This is a genomic window from Streptomyces sp. NPDC001093 (assembly GCF_040298985.1).
GTDB lineage: Bacteria > Actinomycetota > Actinomycetes > Streptomycetales > Streptomycetaceae > Streptomyces.
On record NZ_JBEPBF010000008.1, the window covers coordinates 13,637 to 30,215 of the forward strand.

The 16,579-nt window shown below is 72.4% G+C and carries 17 protein-coding genes; 12 read left to right on the forward strand and 5 right to left on the reverse strand.

The features are described 5' to 3' along the window. Positions 1-42: 42 nt before the first annotated feature. Positions 43-1,377, reverse strand: coding sequence for a homogentisate 1,2-dioxygenase (hmgA, locus tag ABT288_RS06365; protein ID WP_351603352.1), 1,335 nt, complete (start codon positions 1,375-1,377; stop codon positions 43-45). Positions 1,378-1,587: 210 nt separating this feature from the next. Between hmgA and ABT288_RS06370 the strand changes: the two genes are divergently transcribed. The 8 genes from ABT288_RS06370 (at position 1,588) to ABT288_RS06405 (ending at position 10,771) form a co-directional block, all read left to right on the forward strand. Then, the gene (locus ABT288_RS06370) at positions 1,588-2,145 is read left to right on the forward strand and encodes a hypothetical protein (RefSeq protein ID WP_351603353.1); all 558 of its coding nucleotides are present in this window, start codon (positions 1,588-1,590) and stop codon (positions 2,143-2,145) included. Positions 2,146-2,209: 64 nt separating this feature from the next. Next, positions 2,210-2,827: a TetR/AcrR family transcriptional regulator gene (locus ABT288_RS06375; RefSeq protein ID WP_351603354.1), complete on the forward strand. Its 618-nt coding sequence runs from the start codon at positions 2,210-2,212 to the stop codon at positions 2,825-2,827. A 116-nt stretch (positions 2,828-2,943) separates the two neighbouring features. Next, positions 2,944-5,175, forward strand: coding sequence for a molybdopterin oxidoreductase family protein (locus ABT288_RS06380; RefSeq protein ID WP_351603356.1), 2,232 nt, complete (start codon positions 2,944-2,946; stop codon positions 5,173-5,175). Positions 5,176-5,322: 147 nt separating this feature from the next. Further along, entirely contained in the window at positions 5,323-6,009 is a 687-nt protein-coding gene (locus ABT288_RS06385) for a hypothetical protein (protein WP_351603358.1), read from the forward strand. Further along, positions 5,996-6,682 carry a class F sortase gene (locus ABT288_RS06390; protein ID WP_351603360.1) on the forward strand — a complete coding sequence of 229 codons (687 nt, stop codon included), beginning with the start codon at positions 5,996-5,998 and terminating at the stop codon, positions 6,680-6,682. The genes ABT288_RS06385 and ABT288_RS06390 overlap by 14 nt, the downstream gene beginning before the upstream one ends. 136 nt (positions 6,683-6,818) lie before the next feature. Further along, positions 6,819-8,159, forward strand: coding sequence for an ABC transporter ATP-binding protein (locus ABT288_RS06395; protein ID WP_351603362.1), 1,341 nt, complete (start codon positions 6,819-6,821; stop codon positions 8,157-8,159). A 125-nt stretch (positions 8,160-8,284) separates the two neighbouring features. Beyond that, positions 8,285-9,673, forward strand: coding sequence for an aldehyde dehydrogenase family protein (locus tag ABT288_RS06400; RefSeq protein ID WP_351603364.1), 1,389 nt, complete (start codon positions 8,285-8,287; stop codon positions 9,671-9,673). Between the two features lie 15 nt (positions 9,674-9,688). Further along, positions 9,689-10,771 (forward strand): Zn-dependent alcohol dehydrogenase, encoded by a 1,083-nt coding sequence (locus tag ABT288_RS06405; RefSeq protein ID WP_351603366.1) that lies wholly within the window; start codon positions 9,689-9,691, stop codon positions 10,769-10,771. 3 nt (positions 10,772-10,774) lie between these two features. Here the strand turns inward: ABT288_RS06405 and ABT288_RS06410 are convergent, their stop codons facing one another. The 3 genes from ABT288_RS06410 to ABT288_RS06420 form a co-directional block, all read right to left on the reverse strand. Further along, positions 10,775-11,713, reverse strand: a complete 939-nt coding sequence (locus ABT288_RS06410; RefSeq protein ID WP_351603368.1) for a DMT family transporter — start codon at positions 11,711-11,713, stop codon at positions 10,775-10,777. A 72-nt stretch (positions 11,714-11,785) separates the two neighbouring features. Then, positions 11,786-12,499 carry an ArsR/SmtB family transcription factor gene (locus ABT288_RS06415; protein WP_351603370.1) on the reverse strand — a complete coding sequence of 238 codons (714 nt, stop codon included), beginning with the start codon at positions 12,497-12,499 and terminating at the stop codon, positions 11,786-11,788. 41 nt (positions 12,500-12,540) lie between these two features. After that, positions 12,541-13,200, reverse strand: a complete 660-nt coding sequence (locus ABT288_RS06420; RefSeq protein ID WP_228618549.1) for a TetR/AcrR family transcriptional regulator — start codon at positions 13,198-13,200, stop codon at positions 12,541-12,543. Between the two features lie 102 nt (positions 13,201-13,302). On the opposite strand from ABT288_RS06420, the gene ABT288_RS06425 reads away from it, so the two are divergent. The 3 genes from ABT288_RS06425 to ABT288_RS06435 all read left to right on the forward strand — a co-directional run bounded on the left by ABT288_RS06425 (position 13,303) and on the right by ABT288_RS06435 (position 15,523). After that, complete coding sequence (locus ABT288_RS06425) at positions 13,303-14,454, forward strand: acyl-CoA dehydrogenase family protein (protein WP_351603564.1); 1,152 nt, start codon at positions 13,303-13,305, stop codon at positions 14,452-14,454. An 84-nt stretch (positions 14,455-14,538) separates the two neighbouring features. Then, the gene (locus ABT288_RS06430) at positions 14,539-14,826 is read left to right on the forward strand and encodes a YiaA/YiaB family inner membrane protein (RefSeq protein WP_351603373.1); all 288 of its coding nucleotides are present in this window, start codon (positions 14,539-14,541) and stop codon (positions 14,824-14,826) included. A gap of 73 nt (positions 14,827-14,899) precedes the next feature. Next, entirely contained in the window at positions 14,900-15,523 is a 624-nt protein-coding gene (locus ABT288_RS06435; protein ID WP_351603375.1) for a TetR/AcrR family transcriptional regulator, read from the forward strand. Between the two features lie 12 nt (positions 15,524-15,535). Here the strand turns inward: ABT288_RS06435 and ABT288_RS06440 are convergent, their stop codons facing one another. Beyond that, positions 15,536-15,997 carry a MaoC family dehydratase gene (locus ABT288_RS06440; protein ID WP_351603376.1) on the reverse strand — a complete coding sequence of 154 codons (462 nt, stop codon included), beginning with the start codon at positions 15,995-15,997 and terminating at the stop codon, positions 15,536-15,538. A gap of 114 nt (positions 15,998-16,111) precedes the next feature. Between ABT288_RS06440 and soxR the strand changes: the two genes are divergently transcribed. Then, positions 16,112-16,570, forward strand: coding sequence for a redox-sensitive transcriptional activator SoxR (soxR, locus tag ABT288_RS06445; protein WP_351603378.1), 459 nt, complete (start codon positions 16,112-16,114; stop codon positions 16,568-16,570). Positions 16,571-16,579 lie beyond the last annotated feature (9 nt).

A 16,579-nucleotide genomic window follows, 5' to 3' on the forward strand; every position in this document is an offset into this window, starting at 1 on the left:
GCTATCCGTACCTGTCGATGAACGTCAGGCGCAACAGAGGCGTCATGCGCGGAAGTGGCGCTCGAGCCCCTGCCACACGTCGTCGTAGCGCTGCTGGAGGTGGTCGGCTCCGGCCGCGTGCGGGGTGAGGGTCACCGGCCAGCGGGTCTCGAACATGAAGGCCAGACCGTCGTCGATCCTCTGCGGCCTGAGCTCGGCCGCGCTGGCCCGGTCGAAGGTCTCCCGGTCCGGGCCGTGCGCCGACATCATGTTGTGCAGCGAGCCGCCGCCGGGCACGAAGCCCTCCGCCTTGGCGTCGTACGCGCCCTCGATCAGGCCCATGTACTCGCTCATCACGTTCCGGTGGAAGTACGGCGGCCGGAAGGTGTCCTCGCCCACCAGCCAGCGCGGGGCGAAGACGACGAAATCGACGCCGGCCAGGCCCGGGGTGTCCGACGGGGAGGTCAGGACCGTGAAGATCGAGGGGTCCGGGTGGTCGTAGGAGATGGTGCCGATCACATTGAAACGGCGCAGGTCATAGACGTACGGCACATGGTTGCCATGCCAGGCGACCACATCGAGCGGGGAGTGGTCGTAGGTGGCCGTCCAGAGGTTGCCGCAGAACTTGTTCACCACCTCCACCGGGCCCGCCACGTCCTCGTACGCGGCGACCGGTGCCTGGAAGTCCCGGGCGTTGGCGAGGCCGTTGGCGCCGATCGGGCCGAGGTCGGGCAGCTGGAAGGGCGCGCCGTAGTTCTCGCACACATAACCCCGCGCGGTCGGGCTCTGCCCGCCATCGGACGCAGTGTCCAGCAGCTCCACACGGAAGCGCACCCCACGGGGAATCAGCGCCACCTGTGCCGGCTCCACGGCGAGGCGGCCGAACTCGGTGTGCAGGAGCAGCCCGCCGCGCTCCGGGACGATGAGCAGTTCCCCGTCGGCGTCACTGAACACGCGCTCCATGGAGGCGTTCGCGTGGTACAGGTGCACGGCCATGCCGGTGCGCTGGGTGGCGTCGCCGTTGCCGCCGAGCGTCCACAGGCCGGCGAGGAAGTCGGTGCCGGCCGGCGGCTCGGGCAGCGGGTTCCAGCGCAGCCGGTTGGGGTCGGGCACGGTCTCGGTGAAGGGGGCCGTGCGGAGCGCGCCGTTGCCGGCGCGGGTGAACGCCGGGTGCGCGGCCGAGGGGCGGATGCGGTAGAGCCACGAGCGGCGGTTGTGCGCCCTCGGCTCGGTGAAGGCCGTACCGCTCAGCTGCTCCGCGTACAGCCCGAGCGGCGCGCGCTGCGGCGAGTTGCGGCCCTCGGGCAGGGCGCCCGGCACGGCCTCCGAGGTGTGTTCGTTGCCGAACCCGGTCAGATACGACAGTCCCGCGGCGGTCTTCCGCGCGTCCCCGCTCATGATCGCTCCCTTGCGCTCCTGATCGCGCTGTTGATCGCGCTCCCGATTCCTATGCAACACCGTAGGAATAGGTGGGGGCGGGCGCAAGAGGGCCGCGGCACTCCGTCGGCGAGCCGACCGCGCGTACTCCGTCAGGGGGACCCCGTGGGGCGGACGGAACCAGACTTCAGGCGGATTCGGGGGACCGGAGGGTTGTTCTACTCTCCAGGCATGCCGAGGACGTCATGGATCCGCAGGACGCTCGCCGCGCTCGCGGCGGGCGTCCTGCTGCCGCTCGGCGCGGCGGCCTGCGCGTCCGGGCACACCCACGACGGCACGGTCTCGCCCTCGCCGGTCGGCAAGGTCCTGGACGACACCGACTCCACCGGACGGCATCTGCGCGAGGTCGGCAGGAAGGGCGCACCGCAGGTCGGTGTCGAGGTGACCCCGGACTCCGGCGGCGGCTGGGACGTCCGGCTGACGTTCCACCGCTTCCGCTGCTCCGCACCCGGTGCCGGGCCGGCGGCGGTCGGCGGGCGCGGGCTCGTGTACCTCTTCGTCGACGGCCGCGGGATCACCCGGCTGCGCTCCCGCGAGTACCACCTGCCCGACGGTCTCGTCCCGCACGGCACCCACCATGTCACCGCCCGCCTGTACGCCGACGACGGCACGGTGTGGGCCGTACACGGAATGCCGGTGCAGAGCAGCGCCGACATAACGGTGTCGGACGCGCGGACGGCGTCGGGCGAGCGACCGGGCGGCGCGGCCGCCCCGGCCGCCGGGAAGTGAGTGCACCGGCCACTCTTCTCCGTACGGGAGGGCGAGGTTCACCGGATCCCGGCGGAGAGGCATCATGAAGCCCGTGCCCCACGCGACATCGCTCCGCCGCGCGCCCGTCCAGCGGCGCAGTGCCGAACGGCTGACCAGGATCCTCGACGCCTGCGCCGAACTCCTCGACGAGGTCGGCTACGACGACCTGAGCACCCGCGCGGTCGCCCTGCGCGCCGGTGTGCCCATCGGCTCCGTCTACCGCTTCTTCGGCAACAAGCGGCAGATGGCCGACGCCCTGGCCCAGCGCAACCTGGAGCGGTACACCGAGCGGGTGACCGAGCGGCTGAAGAAGACCGACAGGGGCGACTGGCGGGCCGCGATGGACGCCGTCCTGGACGAGTACCTGGCCATGAAGCGCACCGCACCCGGCTTCTCCCTGGTCGACTTCGGCAACCAGATACCGGTCGGCGCCCGCCACGCCGAGCCCAACACCCGCGTCGCCGACCGCCTCACCGACCTGCTCTCCGGCTATCTCGGCCGTACCCCCGACGACGACCTGCGCCGGGTCTTCCTGGTCGCCGTGGAGAGCGCCGACGCCCTGGTCCAGCTGGCCTTCCGGACCGACCCGGACGGTGACGAGGCGATCATCGCCGAGACCCGGGAGCTGCTGCGGGCGTATCTGGCCCGCGTCCTCGACTGACCTTCGGCGGTCATCGTTCACGTGAAGAGACCTCCCCTCCATGCATACCGGTCGGTATGCTCACCCCGAGCCACTCCGCGCTCGCCCGGCACCGCCGCCGACCTCCGGGAGGACCCGTGTCCCGCACCGCCCTGCGAATCTGCCCCCTGTGCGAGGCCACCTGCGGGCTGACCCTCACCATCGAGGGCACCCGTGTCACCGGCGCCCGCGGTGACCGCGAGGACGTCTTCAGCAAGGGCTTCATCTGCCCCAAGGGCGCCTCCTTCGGGGCCGTCGACTCCGACCCCGACCGGCTGCGCGGCCCGCTCGTGCGCCGGGACGGCGAATTGTGCGAGGCCACCTGGGAGGAGGCCTTCGACGCGGTCGCCGCAGGGCTCCGCCCCGTCGTGGAGACCCACGGCGCGGACTCCGTCGGCGTGGTCCTCGGCAACCCCAACGTGCACACCGTGGCCGGCGCCCTCTACCCGCCGGTCCTCCTCGCCGGACTGCGCACCCGCAGCCTGTTCACCGCCTCCACGGTCGACCAGATGCCCAAGCACGTCTCCAGCGGGCTGCTCTTCGGCGACGCGAACGCCATCCCCGTGCCGGACCTGGACCACACCGACCACCTGCTGCTCATCGGCGCCAACCCGCTGGAGTCCAACGGCAGTCTGTGCACCGCCCCCGACTTCCCGGGCAAGCTCAAGGCGCTCAAGGCCCGCGGCGGCCGGCTGACCGTGGTGGACCCGCGCCGCACCCGTACCGCGCGGCTCGCCGACCGGCACCTGGCGATCCGCCCCGGCACCGACGCCCTGCTGCTCGCGGCCATGGCGCACACCCTCTTCGCGGAGGACCTGGCCGGCCTCGCCGACCTCGCCCCGCACGTCCAGGGCCTCGACGAACTCCGGGAGGCCATACGGGACTTCACTCCCGAGGCCGTGGCCGAGGCCTGTGACATCGACGCGCCGACCATCCGTACCCTCGCCCGCGAACTCGCCGCCGCCCCCACCGCCGCCGTCTACGCCCGCATCGGCAGCTGCACCGTCCCGCACGGCACCCTGGCCAGCTGGCTGGTGGACGTCCTCAACATCCTCACCGGCAACCTGGACCGGCCCGGCGGCGCCCTCTTCCCGCAGGCCGCCACCGACAGGACGCCCCGCCCGGCCGGTCCGGGCCGCGGTTTCACGCTCGGCCGCTGGCACTCCCGGGTACGGCAACTGCCCGAGGCCAAGGGAGAGTTGCCGCTCTCCGCGCTCGCCGAGGAGATCGACACCGCGACCGACGAGGGCGAGCCGGTCCGTGCGCTGATCGTCGTGGCCGCCAACCCGGTGCTGTCCGCGCCCGACGGCGACCGCCTCGACAAGGCCCTGGACTCCCTCGACTTCATGGTCAGCGTCGACCCGTACCTGAACGAGACCTCCCGCCACGCCCACGTCGTGCTGCCCCCGCCCCCGCCCTCGCAGAGCCCGCACCACGACTTCGCCTTCAACACCCTCGCCGTGCGCAACCAGGTCCGCTACACCCGCCCCGCGGTCCCGCTGGAGCCCGGCCGCATGGCCGAGAGCGAGATCCTCGCCCGGCTGATCCTCGCGGTCACCGGCATGCACGGCGCCGACCCGGCCGCCGTGGACGCGATGGTCGTCGACCAGACCCTCGGCAAGGCCGTCCAGGAGAAGCACTCGCCGGTGTACGGCCGTGACCCGAAGGAACTCGCCGGGCAGCTCACCGGAGAGACCGGCCCCGAGCGGCGGCTGGACATGATGCTCCGCCTCGGCCCGTACGGCGACGGCTTCGGCGTACGGCCCGACGGGCTGACCCTGGCCGGGCTGCTCGCCCGACCGCACGGCATCGACCTCGGCCCGCTGCGCCCGCGTCTGCCGCAGCCGCTCAGGACCCGCAGCGGCAAGGTCGAACTGCTGCCCGAGCCGATCGCCGCCGACCTGCCCCGGCTGCGCCAGGCCCTGCGCGAGCGGCCCGAAGGCCTCGTCCTCGTCGGCCGCCGCCACCTTCGCTCCAACAACAGCTGGATGCACAACGTGCCCGCCCTCACCGGCGGCTCCAACCGCTGCACCCTGCACATCCACCCCGAGGACGCGGCCCGGCTCGGCGTCCGGGACGGGGCGGACGTGCGCGTGCGGGGCGCCGGGGGAGAGGTGGTGGCACCGGCCGAGGTCACCGACGCCGTACGACCCGGGGTCGTGAGCCTGCCGCACGGCTGGGGCCACGACCGTCCCGGCACCCGCCTCGGCCACGCCGCCACCGCCCCCGGCGTCAACGTCAACCAGCTCCTCGACGGCAGCCTGCTGGACCCGCTCTCGGGCAACGCGGTGCTCAACGGCGTACCCGTCGAACTCGCCGCAAGCCTGTGACCCGCCCTCTCTGGACGTTCGCGTTGCGCCACACGAGCGAAATCTGACGGCACGCCGGGTGTCGATGCGTCAGTAGTGGTGGACATCGAGCACAGTCCCATCGAAAGAACGATTTGTATGAAAATCGTCTGACTCGGAGGAATGTGCATGCCCACCACAACCTCACCACGTGCCTTCCGCTCCCGTGCCGGCGCCACCGTCGTCCTCACCGCCCTCGCCGCGGCGGGTGCGTCGTGGGTGGCGCCGACCGCTGCGGCCCAAGGGGAGAACGGCGACATCAGGGTGCACAGCGTGGGCGTTCCCTACGGTGTGACGAAGGACGAGCCGACGGTCTGCAGGTTCTACCTGGACGCCGTCAACTTCGACATCCTGCCCAACATCCCCTACATCATCCAGGCCCAGCCCCCCCTGCCCAGCGCCGCCACCGTCACCGGCGTCATCCAGCTCGCCGGCGGCGCCGGACACACCGACGCGATCGGCCTGACCGACGGCCAGTACAAGCTCACCTGGGTCGCGGCGGGTGCCGTCAAGGAGAAGCTCTTCCGCGTCAACTGCCATGACCGGCACGAGGAGGGGCACGACGAGGGGCACGGTCCGAACGGGCAGATCGAGGACCACCGCGACCACGACCACAGGGACCAGGACGGCCCGGGCTGGGGCAGGAGGGACGACTTCGATCCGCCGAGGGGCGGTGTGCACGCGGGCGGCGGCGGACTCATGGACACGGCCGCCGCGTACTCGCCCGTGGCCGCCGCGGGTGCCGTGGGTCTGATCGCGGTCGCCGGTGGCGTGTACGTCCGCCGGAACCGCCGCCGGCCTCATGGCGCCGCGTAGACGGAGAAGAAGGCCCTGGTACCGGACCCGCGCCTACCGCCTCTCCAGGACCGCCCTGCTGGTGGCCGTCCTGGTGACGGTGGGCGGCCGGTGCGGGGGCGGGCACGCCGGCCCCGGCCGGTCGGGCGACCCGGACGCGGTGGCGGCCGCCGGCGGACCGGGCGGCAGCGGGAAGGCGTCCTGCGAGCCCCCTGCCGGGCCCCCGCCCGGCCCGCTGCCCCGGTCCCGGCCGACGTCCTTGCGCATCCCCTCGCTGGGCATCGACGCACCGATCACGGCCATCGGGCTCGACAAGGAGCGACAGCTGGAGACCCCGCCCGTGGACAAGCCCAAGCTGATCGGCTGGTACGAGGGCGGCCCCACGCCGGGCGAGTCCGGCACCGCGATCGCCGTCGGCCACCGGGACACCAGGACCGGCCCCGCCGTCTTCGCCGCGCTCGCCCAGGTGAAACCCTGCCAGGTCATCGAGGTCGGCCGCGCCGACGGCCGTACCGCCGTCTACACCGTGGACGGGATGAAGGTCTTCGACAAGGCGGGCTTTCCGGACAAGCAGGTCTACGCGCCGACCGACCGACCGGAACTCCGCCTGCTGACCTGCGGCGGCTTCTACAGCCGGCGCACGGGCTACACCAGCAACGCGGTGGTCTTCGCGCACCTGACCGCGACCAGGTGACGGGACGGGCCGTGCGATGTCTTCCCCCCGCCCGCCACTTTCCGTTAACTTCCGTGACCGACAGGCCCCGTTCGACCCGCGGGGTCTTCGGACCACGGAGCAGCGGCGCTCCGGACAGCCCCCGAGGGCGGCACGCATGACACGCGCCATCGCACTGCACGACGTGAGCAAGGCCTACGCACGCGGCCCGCGCGTGGTCGACGGGCTCTCGCTGGACATCGCGCCCGGCGAGTTCCTGGTCCTGCTCGGCCCGTCCGGCTGCGGCAAGTCCACCGTGCTGCGGATGATCGCCGGCCTGGAGGACATCGACGCGGGCGAGCTGCTGCTCGACGGTGAGTACGCCAACCACTGGCAGCCCTCCGAGCGGGGCATGGCCATGGTCTTCCAGAACTTCGCCCTCTATCCGAACATGTCCGGCCGCGACAACATCGGCTTCCCGCTGCGCATCGAGGCCCCCGGCGCCGACCCCGCCCCGCGCGTCTCGGCCACCGCCCGCATGCTGGGCATCGAGGACCTGCTCGACCGCTTCCCCAGCCAGCTCTCCGGCGGCGAGCGGCAGCGCGTCGCCATGGGCCGGGCCATCGCCCGCCACCCCTCCGCCTTCCTGATGGACGAGCCGCTGTCCAACCTCGACGCCAAGCTGCGCAACCACCTGCGCGCCGAAATATCCCAGCTCACCCGCGAGTTGGGGGTGACCACGGTGTACGTCACCCACGACCAGGCCGAGGCGATGTCCCTCGGCGACCGGGTCGCCGTGCTGCGCGGGGGAGTGCTCCAGCAGGTCGGCACCCCGCGCCAGGTCTACGCACTGCCCCGCAACGTCTTCATCGCCGCCTTCATCGGCACCCCGCGCATCAACCTGCTGCGCGGCCTGGTGCGCGCCCCGCTGGACGGCGCCATGACCATCAGCCTCGGCAAACAGGCCCTCCGGCTGCCCGAACCGCTCTGTCTGGACCACCAGTTGCTGCGCGTGCAGCAGGGCCGCGAGGTCATCGTGGGACTGCGCTCGGAGGCGGTGCGCATCGCCAGGCACAGCTCCGCCCGGCCGGGGGAGGTGGCCATCACCGGTCTGGTGGAGCACGTGGAGTTCCAGGGGCACGAGATCCTCGTCCACTTCAACACCGGCTCCCGCCCCGCCGTCGTACCCGAACTGGAGGCCCCGCGCCCCGCCGCCCGGCCGGCGCGACGGCGGCGCAGGGAAGGCGCGACCGTGCTGGACCGGCTGCGGGAACGGGCCGGTTCACGGCGCGCCGGGCCGGTGGTGGTGCTCGAACACCCCGGGGACACCGCGCCCGAACCCGCGCCGCCGGAGGGCCGGCTCCCCGGCGACCTGGTGGTGCGCACCACCCCGGACCTCCGGCTGCACCACGGCATGCAGGTCCCGCTCCTCGTCGACCTCGCCCATCTCTTCGTCTTCGACCAGCAGGGCGACCGCATCTGCCCGTCCCCCGACCGGCTGCCCGACCTGGACGAGTGAGCTGCCCCACCTGCACGAGTGAGCATCGGCCGCCCCGGCGATGATGTCCTGGTACGTCTGGCGCCAAAAAACTAACGTCGCTAGTTTGTGTGCCGGACGACCCAGACCCGCCGGGAGGCAGCAGCATGAAGGCACACGACGGCCTGTACATCGACGGCGCCTGGCGCCCCGCCGAGAACACGGAAGTCATCGAGGTCGTGAACCCGGCCGACGAGCAGGTCATCGCCAGGGTCCCGGCGGGCGGTGCCCTCGATGTCGACACCGCCGTGCGCTCGGCCCGCGCCGCCCTGCCCGCCTGGGCCGCCACGCCGCCGGCCGAGCGTGCCGCGCGCCTCACCGCCCTCCGCGACGTCCTCGTGGCCCGCAAGGACGAGATCGCCGAGACGGTCACCGCCGAGCTGGGCGCCCCGCCGCAGTTCTCGCAGGCCGTGCACGCGGCCGTGCCGATCGCCGTCGCCGGTTCCTACGCCGAACTGGCCGCGACCCACTCCTTCGAGGAGAAGGTCGGCAACTCCACCGTGCTGCACGAGCCCGTCGGGGTGGTCGGCGCGATCACCCCCTGGAACTACCCGCTGCACCAGATCGTCGCCAAGGTCGCCCCGGCGCTCGCCGCGGGCTGCACGATCGTCCTCAAGCCCGCCGAGGACACCCCGCTCACCGCCCAGCTGTTCGCCGAGGCCGTCCACGAGGCGGGCGTGCCGGCCGGTGTGTTCAACCTGGTCACCGGCCTCGGCCCGGTCGCAGGCCAGGCCCTCGCCGAGCACCCCGGCGTGGACCTGGTCTCCTTCACCGGCTCCACCGCGGTCGGCAGGCAGATCGGCGCGGTCGCCGGCGCGGCCGTCAAGAGGGTGGCCCTCGAACTCGGCGGCAAGTCCGCCAACGTCATCCTGCCGAGCGCCGACCTCGCCAAGGCGGTGAACGTCGGCGTGGCCAACGTGATGTCCAACTCCGGACAGACCTGCAGCGCCTGGACCCGCATGCTGGTCCACCGCGACCGGTACGACGAGGCCGTCGAGCTGGCCGCCGCTGCGGCCGCCAGGTACGGCGACCGGATCGGCCCGTTGGTCAGCGCCAAGCAGCAGGCGCGGGTGCGCGGCTACATCGAGAAGGGCGTCGCCGAGGGCGCCCGCCTGGTCGCCGGCGGCCCCGAATCCCCGCAGGAGAAGGGCTACTTCATCAGCCCCACGGTCTTCGCGGACGTGACCCCGGAGATGACCGTCGCCCAGGAGGAGATCTTCGGCCCGGTCCTGTCGATTCTGTCGTACGACGACGAGGAGGACGCCCTGCGCATCGCCAACGGCACGGTGTACGGCCTCGCCGGCGCCGTCTGGGCGGGCGACGAGGCCGAGGCGGTGGCCTTCGCCCGGCGCATGGACACCGGCCAGGTCGACATCAACGGCGGCCGGTTCAACCCCCTCGCCCCCTTCGGCGGCTACAAGCAGTCCGGAGTCGGCCGGGAACTCGGGGCGCACGGACTCACCGAGTACCTCCAGACCAAGTCCCTCCAGTTCTAAGGAAGTACGCGAGCCATGGCCGTACGAGCCGCCGTCCTGCCCGCCATCGGCGCACCCCTGGAGATCACCGGCATCGAGCTGCCCGACCCGGGTCCCGGACAGGTCCGGGTCCGCCTCGCCGCCGCCGGTGTCTGCCACTCCGACCTGTCCCTGTCCAACGGCACCATGCGCGTCCCGGTCCCGGCCGTCCTCGGCCACGAGGGCGCCGGCACGGTCGTGGCCGTGGGCGAGGGCGTCGCCCGTGTCGCCGAGGGCGACCCCGTGGTCCTCAACTGGGCTCCGTCCTGCGGGAGTTGCCACGCCTGCACGCTGGGCGAGGTCTGGCTGTGCGCCAACGCCCTGAACGGCGCCGCCGACGTCCATGCCCGCACCGCCGACGGCACCGACCTGCACCCCGGCCTCAACGTGGCCGCGTTCGCCGAGGAGACGGTCGTCTCCGCGTCCTGCGTGCTGCCCCTCCCGGAGGGCGTGCCGCTGGTGGACGCCGCCCTCCTCGGCTGCGCCGTCCTCACCGGCTACGGCGCCGTCCACCACTCGGCGAAGGTCCGCCCGGGCGAGACGGTGGCCGTCTTCGGCGCGGGCGGGGTCGGCCTCGCCACCCTCCAGTCGGCGCGCATCGCGGGCGCGTCCAGGATCATCGCCGTGGACGTCTCCCCGGCGAAGGAGGAGCTGGCCCGCGCGGCCGGCGCCACCGACTTCGTCCTCGCCTCCGAGAACACCCCCCGTGAGATCCGCGCCCTCACCGGCAGGCAGGGCGTCGACGTCGCGGTCGAGTGCGTGGGCCGCGCGGTGTCGATCCGCGCCGCCTGGGACTCCACCCGCCGGGGCGGCCGTACGACGGTCGTCGGCATCGGCGGCAAGGACCAGGAGGTCACCTTCAACGCGCTGGAGATCTTCCACTGGGGCCGCACCCTGTCGGGCTGTGTGTACGGCAACACCGACCCCGCCCGCGACATCCCGGTGCTCGCCGAGCACGTGCGGGAGGGCCGTCTGGACCTCTCCGCGCTGGTGACGGAGCGCATCGCCCTGGAGGGCATCCCGGCCGCCTTCGAGAACATGCTCGCGGGCAAGGGCGGCCGGGCGCTGGTGGTGTTCTGAGGGTCAGGTGACCTTCTCGGGTCGCGGCTCCGCACCGGCCGCGACCCGGACCGTCCGGCCACCACGGGCCCGGGACCGCGACACCGCCACGCCCGCGAGACACAGCACACCGCCGCCCAGCGTGAGCGCGCCCGGCACCTCGCCGAGCACCAGCCACGACATCAGCACCACCAGTGCGGGCACGGCGTACGTCGTCACGCCCATCCGGCTGGCGGTCGTGCGGGCCAGGGCGTAGGCCCAGGTGGTGAAGGCGAGGGCGGTCGGGAAGACGCCGAGGTAGACCATGTTCAGGGTCGCCGACGCGGGTGCGTGCGCGACCTCGTGCACCAGCTGCCCGGCGAACGGCAGACAGGCCACCGCTCCGACCAGGCACCCGAACGTCGTCACCTGCAGGGCACTGGCGTGCCCCAGGGCCGGCTTCTGCGCGACGACGCCGGAGGCGTACGCCACGGCGGCGAGGAGGCACAGCACCACGCCGAGCAGCGAGTTGCCGCCGCCGCCCGACATCGACAGCCCCACGGTCACCGCGCCCGTGAACGACACGGCCATCCCGGCCAGCAGCCGCGGCGGCATCGGATCACCGAGCAGCCGGGCGCCGAGCAGGGCGATCAGCAGCGGGCCGACGTTCACGACGAGGGCGGCGGTACCGGCGTCCACCTGCTGCTCGCCCCAGTTCAGGACGGCCATGTAGAAGCCGAACCAGAGCAGCCCGGAGAGCAGGATGCCGCGCCAGGCGGCCCTGGGCGGCAGCCCCTCCCGGCGTACGGCCCATATGACACCCAGCGCAAGGGCCCCCGACGCCAGCCGCCCGAGGGCCAGCGCACCGGGGGAGTACTCCTGCCCCGCACTCCGGATCGCCACGAAGGCCGACGCCCAGAGGACGACGGTGACGACGGCGGCACCGGCGGGCAACAGGCGGTGGCGTGGGACGGCGTTCATCATGCTCCCGAGGTTAGGTGGAGGACATTGTCTTGGCTGGCGGAAAACGGACAGGGCGCCTGCAGCGCCCCGAACTCAGCACAGGGCGCTGGAAGGAATACCGAGCAAGGCGGACAACTCCCGCTCCCCCGACGGAGTCACCTTCACCGCCCGCTCCGACCCGATCCGCACACACCACCCCACCTCCAGCGCATGCCGGCACAACGCGGCCCCCGCCGCTCCCGCGAGATGGGGCCGCCGTTCGGTCCAGTCCAGGCACGTACGGGCCAGCGGACGCCGGCTCGAGACGTCCAGCGGAATCCCCGCCGTACGGAACCACTCCACGCCCGCGTCCGTGAGCGCGAACCCGGTGTCCTGCCGCAGCAACCCCCGAAGGGTCAGCGCGTCGGTGACCGCGATCCCGAGCCGCCCGGCGAGATGGTCGTAACAGGTACGCCCCCGAGCCATCGCGGAGCCGGCACTCGATTCGCGCAGCGTCCGCGGAGGGCGCCGTACCGCCGCCGGAGGCAGCCGCGCGGCGAGGTCCTCGACGAGCTCCGCCGCGCGCGCGTCGGCGAGCCGCACATACCGGTGGCGGCCCTGCCGTTCCTCCACGAGCAGGCCCCCGGCCACCAGCTTGCCCAGGTGCTCGCTGAGCGTCGACGCGGCGACCCCCGCGTGCCGGGCCAGCTCACCGGCCGTCCAGGCCCGCCCGTCGAGCAGGGCCAGCAGACACGCGGCCCGGGTCTCGTCGGCGATCAGGGCGGCGAGCGCGGCGAGGCCGGCGGCCTGCGGATCCTTGGCGGTCATACCGCCCAGCATGCGACACGGACACTTCGGCCCCCACCGAATTATCGCTGCACGCTCTGCTGTACCTGCTGCCGTACCTGCTCGTACTGCTGCGCCAGCCCGTCCAGCAGCGCCGTGAGGCCGGTCTCGAAGGCCCGCTCGTCGATCTTCTCCTGCTGCTCGGCGAGCAGATGGGCCTGGCCGAGGTGGGGATAGTCGGCCGGGTCGTACGCACTCGCGTCGTCCACGAAGCCCCCGGCGAACGAACCGAGCGCGGAGCCCATGATGAAGTACCGCATCAGCGCGCCGATGGAGGTCGCCTGGGCCGGTGGCCAGCCGGCGTCGACCATCGCGCCGTACACCGCGTCCGCGAGCCGCAGGGCGGCCGGGCGGCGGCCCGGGCCCCGGGCCAGCACCGGGACGATGTTCGGGTGGTCGCGCAGGGCGGCCCGGTAGGAGACGGCCCAGTCGTGCAGCGCGGTGCGCCAGTCCCGGCCGTCCTCGAACATCGACAGGTCCACCAGACCGCTCACCGAGTCGGCGACCGCCTCCAGGATCTCGTCCTTGGTGCGGAAGTGGTTGTAGAGCGAGGGCCCGCTCACCCCCAGTTCGGCGGCGAGCCGGCGGGTGGAGACGGCCGCCAGGCCCTCCCGGTCCACGAGTTCCCGGGCCGTCTCGACGATCCGGTCGGTGCTGAGGAGGGGCTTGCGCGGTCGGGCCATGGCGCACATAGTAGGGCTGCGGAAAGAAACTAGCAGTGCTAATTTAAATGTACGGCTTTCAAGATCCGTCGATGGATGTCTTCTGTGTGGGGTGATCGCGTGGTGAACCTGGAGCTGAGCGAGGAGCAGGCCGCCGTACGGCAGCTCGCCCGGGACTTCGTGGCGCGCGAGATCGCCCCGCACGTCGTCGCCTGGGACCGTGCCGAGGAGGTCGACCGGGGCATCGTGAAGAAGCTCGGCGAGGTCGGCTTCCTGGGGCTGACCATCGACGAGCGGTACGGCGGCTCCGGCGGCGACCACCTCGCCTATTGCCTGGTCACCGAGGAGCTGGGCCGGGGGGACTCCTCGGTCCGCGGGATCGTCTCGGTCTCCCTCGGGCTCGTCGCCAAGACGATCGCCGCCTGGGGTGACGAGGAGCAGAAGCGGCGCTGGCTGCCGGGGCTGACCGCGGGCGAGTACGTCGGTTGCTTCGGTCTCACCGAGCCCGGCACCGGCTCCGACGCGGGCAACCTCACCGCCCGTGCCGTACGTGACGGCGACGACTATGTCATCAACGGCACGAAGATGTTCATCACCAACGGCACCTGGGCCGATGTCGTGCTGCTCTTCGCCCGCTCCACCGACGCCCCCGGCCACAAGGGCGTCTCCGCCTTCCTCGTGCCCGCCGACACCCCCGGGCTGACCCGCCGCACCGTCCACGGCAAGCTCGGCCTGCGCGGCCAGGCCACCGCCGAACTCGTCCTTCAGGACGTGCGGGTGCCCGCGTCGGCGATGCTGGGGGAGGAGGGCAAGGGCTTCTCCGTCGCCATGTCCGCGCTCGCCAAGGGGCGGATGTCGGTGGCGGCGGGCTGTGTCGGGATAGCCCAGGCCGCGCTGGACGCCGCCGTGCGGTACGCCGGCGAGCGCGAGCAGTTCGGCAAGCCGATCGCCCGCCACCAGCTGGTGCAGGAGCTGATCAGCGACATCGCCGTGGACGTGGACGCCGCGAGGCTGCTCACCTGGCGCGTCGCCGATCTGATCGACCGCGGCCGGCCGTTCGCCGTCGAGTCCTCCAAGGCCAAGCTGTTCGCCTCCGAGGCCGCCGTCCGCGCCGCCAACAACGCCCTGCAGGTCTTCGGCGGTTACGGCTACATCGACGAGTACCCGGCCGGCAAACTCCTGCGCGACGCCCGCGTGATGACCCTCTACGAGGGCACCAGCCAGATCCAGAAGCTGCTCATCGGGCGTTCCCTGACCGGGGTTTCGGCGTTCTGAGCACGTCCCGGACCCAGGTCCCTGAGTACGTGTCTGAGTACTTCGGCGGATGTGGCGCGGGCCGCGTCCGCCGATGCTTCTGCCATGAGTGACACACCGGTCAAGCAGCAGAGCACGGCCGCGTTCTACGGGCAGGCCGTCGCCTCCTTCTCCATCGCCATGGCGGCCACGGCCGTCGGCATCTACCAGCTGGACACCAGCGCCTGGGTCCGGGCCTTCCTCGCCATCGCCGTCCTCTACCTGGTCACCTCCGCCTTCACGCTCGCCAAGGTGGTCCGGGACCGCCAGGAGGCCGGGCAGATCGTCAGCCGCGTCGACCAGGCGCGGCTGGAGAAGCTGCTGGCCGAACACGACCCCTTCGAGAAGCTCTGACCGGCTGCGCTAAGCGCTCGCTCACCGTCGGCGGTATGGTGGTGCTCCTGCCATCGAGAGGGGCGAGCGAGCGATGAGTACGGCGGAGGAGACGACCGGCGGCGAAGTGGAGCCGTGGGAAGAGGTCACCCCGGACGCGGCCCGGCGGCTGCTCGTCGCCGCCGTGGAGGCCTTCGCCGAGCGCGGCTACCACGCGACGACCACCCGCGACATCGCGGGCCGGGCCGGCATGAGCCCGGCCGCGCTCTACATCCACTACAAGACCAAGGAAGAGCTGCTCCACCGGATCAGCCGGATCGGCCACGACAAGGCCCTCGACATCCTGCGCACGGCCGCGCGCCGGGAGGGCACCGCGACCGAGCGGCTGGCCGACGCCGTCAGCTCCTTCGTCCGCTGGCACGCGGGGCGGCGCACCACCGCCCGGGTCGTGCAGTACGAACTCGACGCCCTCGGCCCCGAGGCCCGCGCCGAGATCGTCGCGCTGCGCCGCCAGGTCGACGCCGAGGTGCGCGGGATCATCGAGGACGGCGTGGCCTCGGGCGAGTTCGACGTGCTGGACGTGCACGGCACCACGCTCGCCGTGCTGTCCCTGTGCATCGACGTGGCCCGCTGGTTCACCGTGGACGGCCCGCGCACCCCCGAGGAGGTCGGCGCGCTCTACGCCGACCTCGTGCTCCGGATGGTCGGGGCGAAGTAGGGGCCCCTGGTCTCAGATGTAGTACCGGGCGACCGACTCCGCGACGCACACCGGCTTGTCGCCGCCCTCGCGCTCCACGGTGAAGGCCACGGTCACCTGGACACCGCCGGTGACATCCTCGACGCCGGTGATCCTGCCGGTGGCGCGCAGCCGGGAGCCGACGGGGACGGGGGAGGGGAAGCGGACCTTGTTGGTGCCGTAGTTCACGCCCATCGTCACGCCCTCGACCCGGATCAGCTGCGGGCCGAAGAGCGGGAGCAGGGAGAGCGTGAGATAGCCGTGGGCGATGGTGGTCCCGAAGGGGCCCGCCGCGGCCTTCTCCGGGTCCACGTGGATCCACTGGTGGTCGCCCGTGGCCTCGGCGAACAGGTCGATGCGCTTCTGGTCGACCTCCAGCCAGTCGCTGTACCCCAGCTGCTCGCCGACGGCCGCCTTCAGCTCGTCGGGGGAGGTGAAGGTCCTCGGTTCTGCCATGTTCCCGGCCTCTCGCTCGCATCTCGCTCACGTCTCTAAGCAACTGCTTAGCATGGTCGTGTGAGGGGCGCCTGTCAACGATCGGACCGGCATCGGGCGACTAGGCTCTGAGGGGTGCCCCAGCTTCCCGAGAAGATCCACGAGCTGACCGTCGGCCAGTTGTCCGCGCGCAGCGGCGCCGCGGTGTCCGCCCTGCACTTCTACGAGTCCAAGGGCCTGATCACCAGCCGCCGCACGTCCGGCAACCAGCGCCGGTACAGCCGCGACACCCTGCGCCGGGTCGCCTTCGTACGGGCCGCGCAGCGGGTCGGCATCCCGCTGGCCACGATCCGGGACGCCCTGGCCGAGCTCCCCGAGGAACGCACGCCGACCCGGGAGGACTGGGCACGGCTGTCGGAGAAGTGGCGCTCGGAGCTCGACGAACGCATCAGGCAGCTGAACCGTTTGCGCGACCACCTGACCGACTGCATCGGCTGCGGGTGCCTGTCCCTGGAGAACTGCGTGCTGTCCAACCCGGACGACGTGTTCGGCGAACGGCTGACGGGGTCGCGGCTGCTGGCGGAGGGGCGCTGAGTTCCGGGG

Excerpts from the sequence above, each read along its gene's own strand:
- ABT288_RS06395 (WP_351603362.1), top strand. The coding sequence starts at position 6,819 with ATGACACGCGCCATCGCACTGCACGACGTGAGCAAGGCCTACGCACGC.
- ABT288_RS06420 (WP_228618549.1), bottom strand. The coding sequence starts at position 13,200 with ATGGCCCGACCGCGCAAGCCCCTCCTCAGCACCGACCGGATCGTCGAG.
- hmgA (WP_351603352.1), bottom strand. The coding sequence starts at position 1,377 with ATGAGCGGGGACGCGCGGAAGACCGCCGCGGGACTGTCGTATCTGACC.
- ABT288_RS06410 (WP_351603368.1), bottom strand. The coding sequence starts at position 11,713 with ATGATGAACGCCGTCCCACGCCACCGCCTGTTGCCCGCCGGTGCCGCC.
- ABT288_RS06435 (WP_351603375.1), top strand. The coding sequence starts at position 14,900 with ATGAGTACGGCGGAGGAGACGACCGGCGGCGAAGTGGAGCCGTGGGAA.
- ABT288_RS06440 (WP_351603376.1), bottom strand. The coding sequence starts at position 15,997 with ATGGCAGAACCGAGGACCTTCACCTCCCCCGACGAGCTGAAGGCGGCC.
- ABT288_RS06370 (WP_351603353.1), top strand. The coding sequence starts at position 1,588 with ATGCCGAGGACGTCATGGATCCGCAGGACGCTCGCCGCGCTCGCGGCG.
- ABT288_RS06390 (WP_351603360.1), top strand. The coding sequence starts at position 5,996 with ATGGCGCCGCGTAGACGGAGAAGAAGGCCCTGGTACCGGACCCGCGCC.
- ABT288_RS06415 (WP_351603370.1), bottom strand. The coding sequence starts at position 12,499 with ATGACCGCCAAGGATCCGCAGGCCGCCGGCCTCGCCGCGCTCGCCGCC.
- ABT288_RS06405 (WP_351603366.1), top strand. The coding sequence starts at position 9,689 with ATGGCCGTACGAGCCGCCGTCCTGCCCGCCATCGGCGCACCCCTGGAG.
- ABT288_RS06400 (WP_351603364.1), top strand. The coding sequence starts at position 8,285 with ATGAAGGCACACGACGGCCTGTACATCGACGGCGCCTGGCGCCCCGCC.
- ABT288_RS06385 (WP_351603358.1), top strand. The coding sequence starts at position 5,323 with ATGCCCACCACAACCTCACCACGTGCCTTCCGCTCCCGTGCCGGCGCC.
- ABT288_RS06375 (WP_351603354.1), top strand. The coding sequence starts at position 2,210 with ATGAAGCCCGTGCCCCACGCGACATCGCTCCGCCGCGCGCCCGTCCAG.
- ABT288_RS06430 (WP_351603373.1), top strand. The coding sequence starts at position 14,539 with ATGAGTGACACACCGGTCAAGCAGCAGAGCACGGCCGCGTTCTACGGG.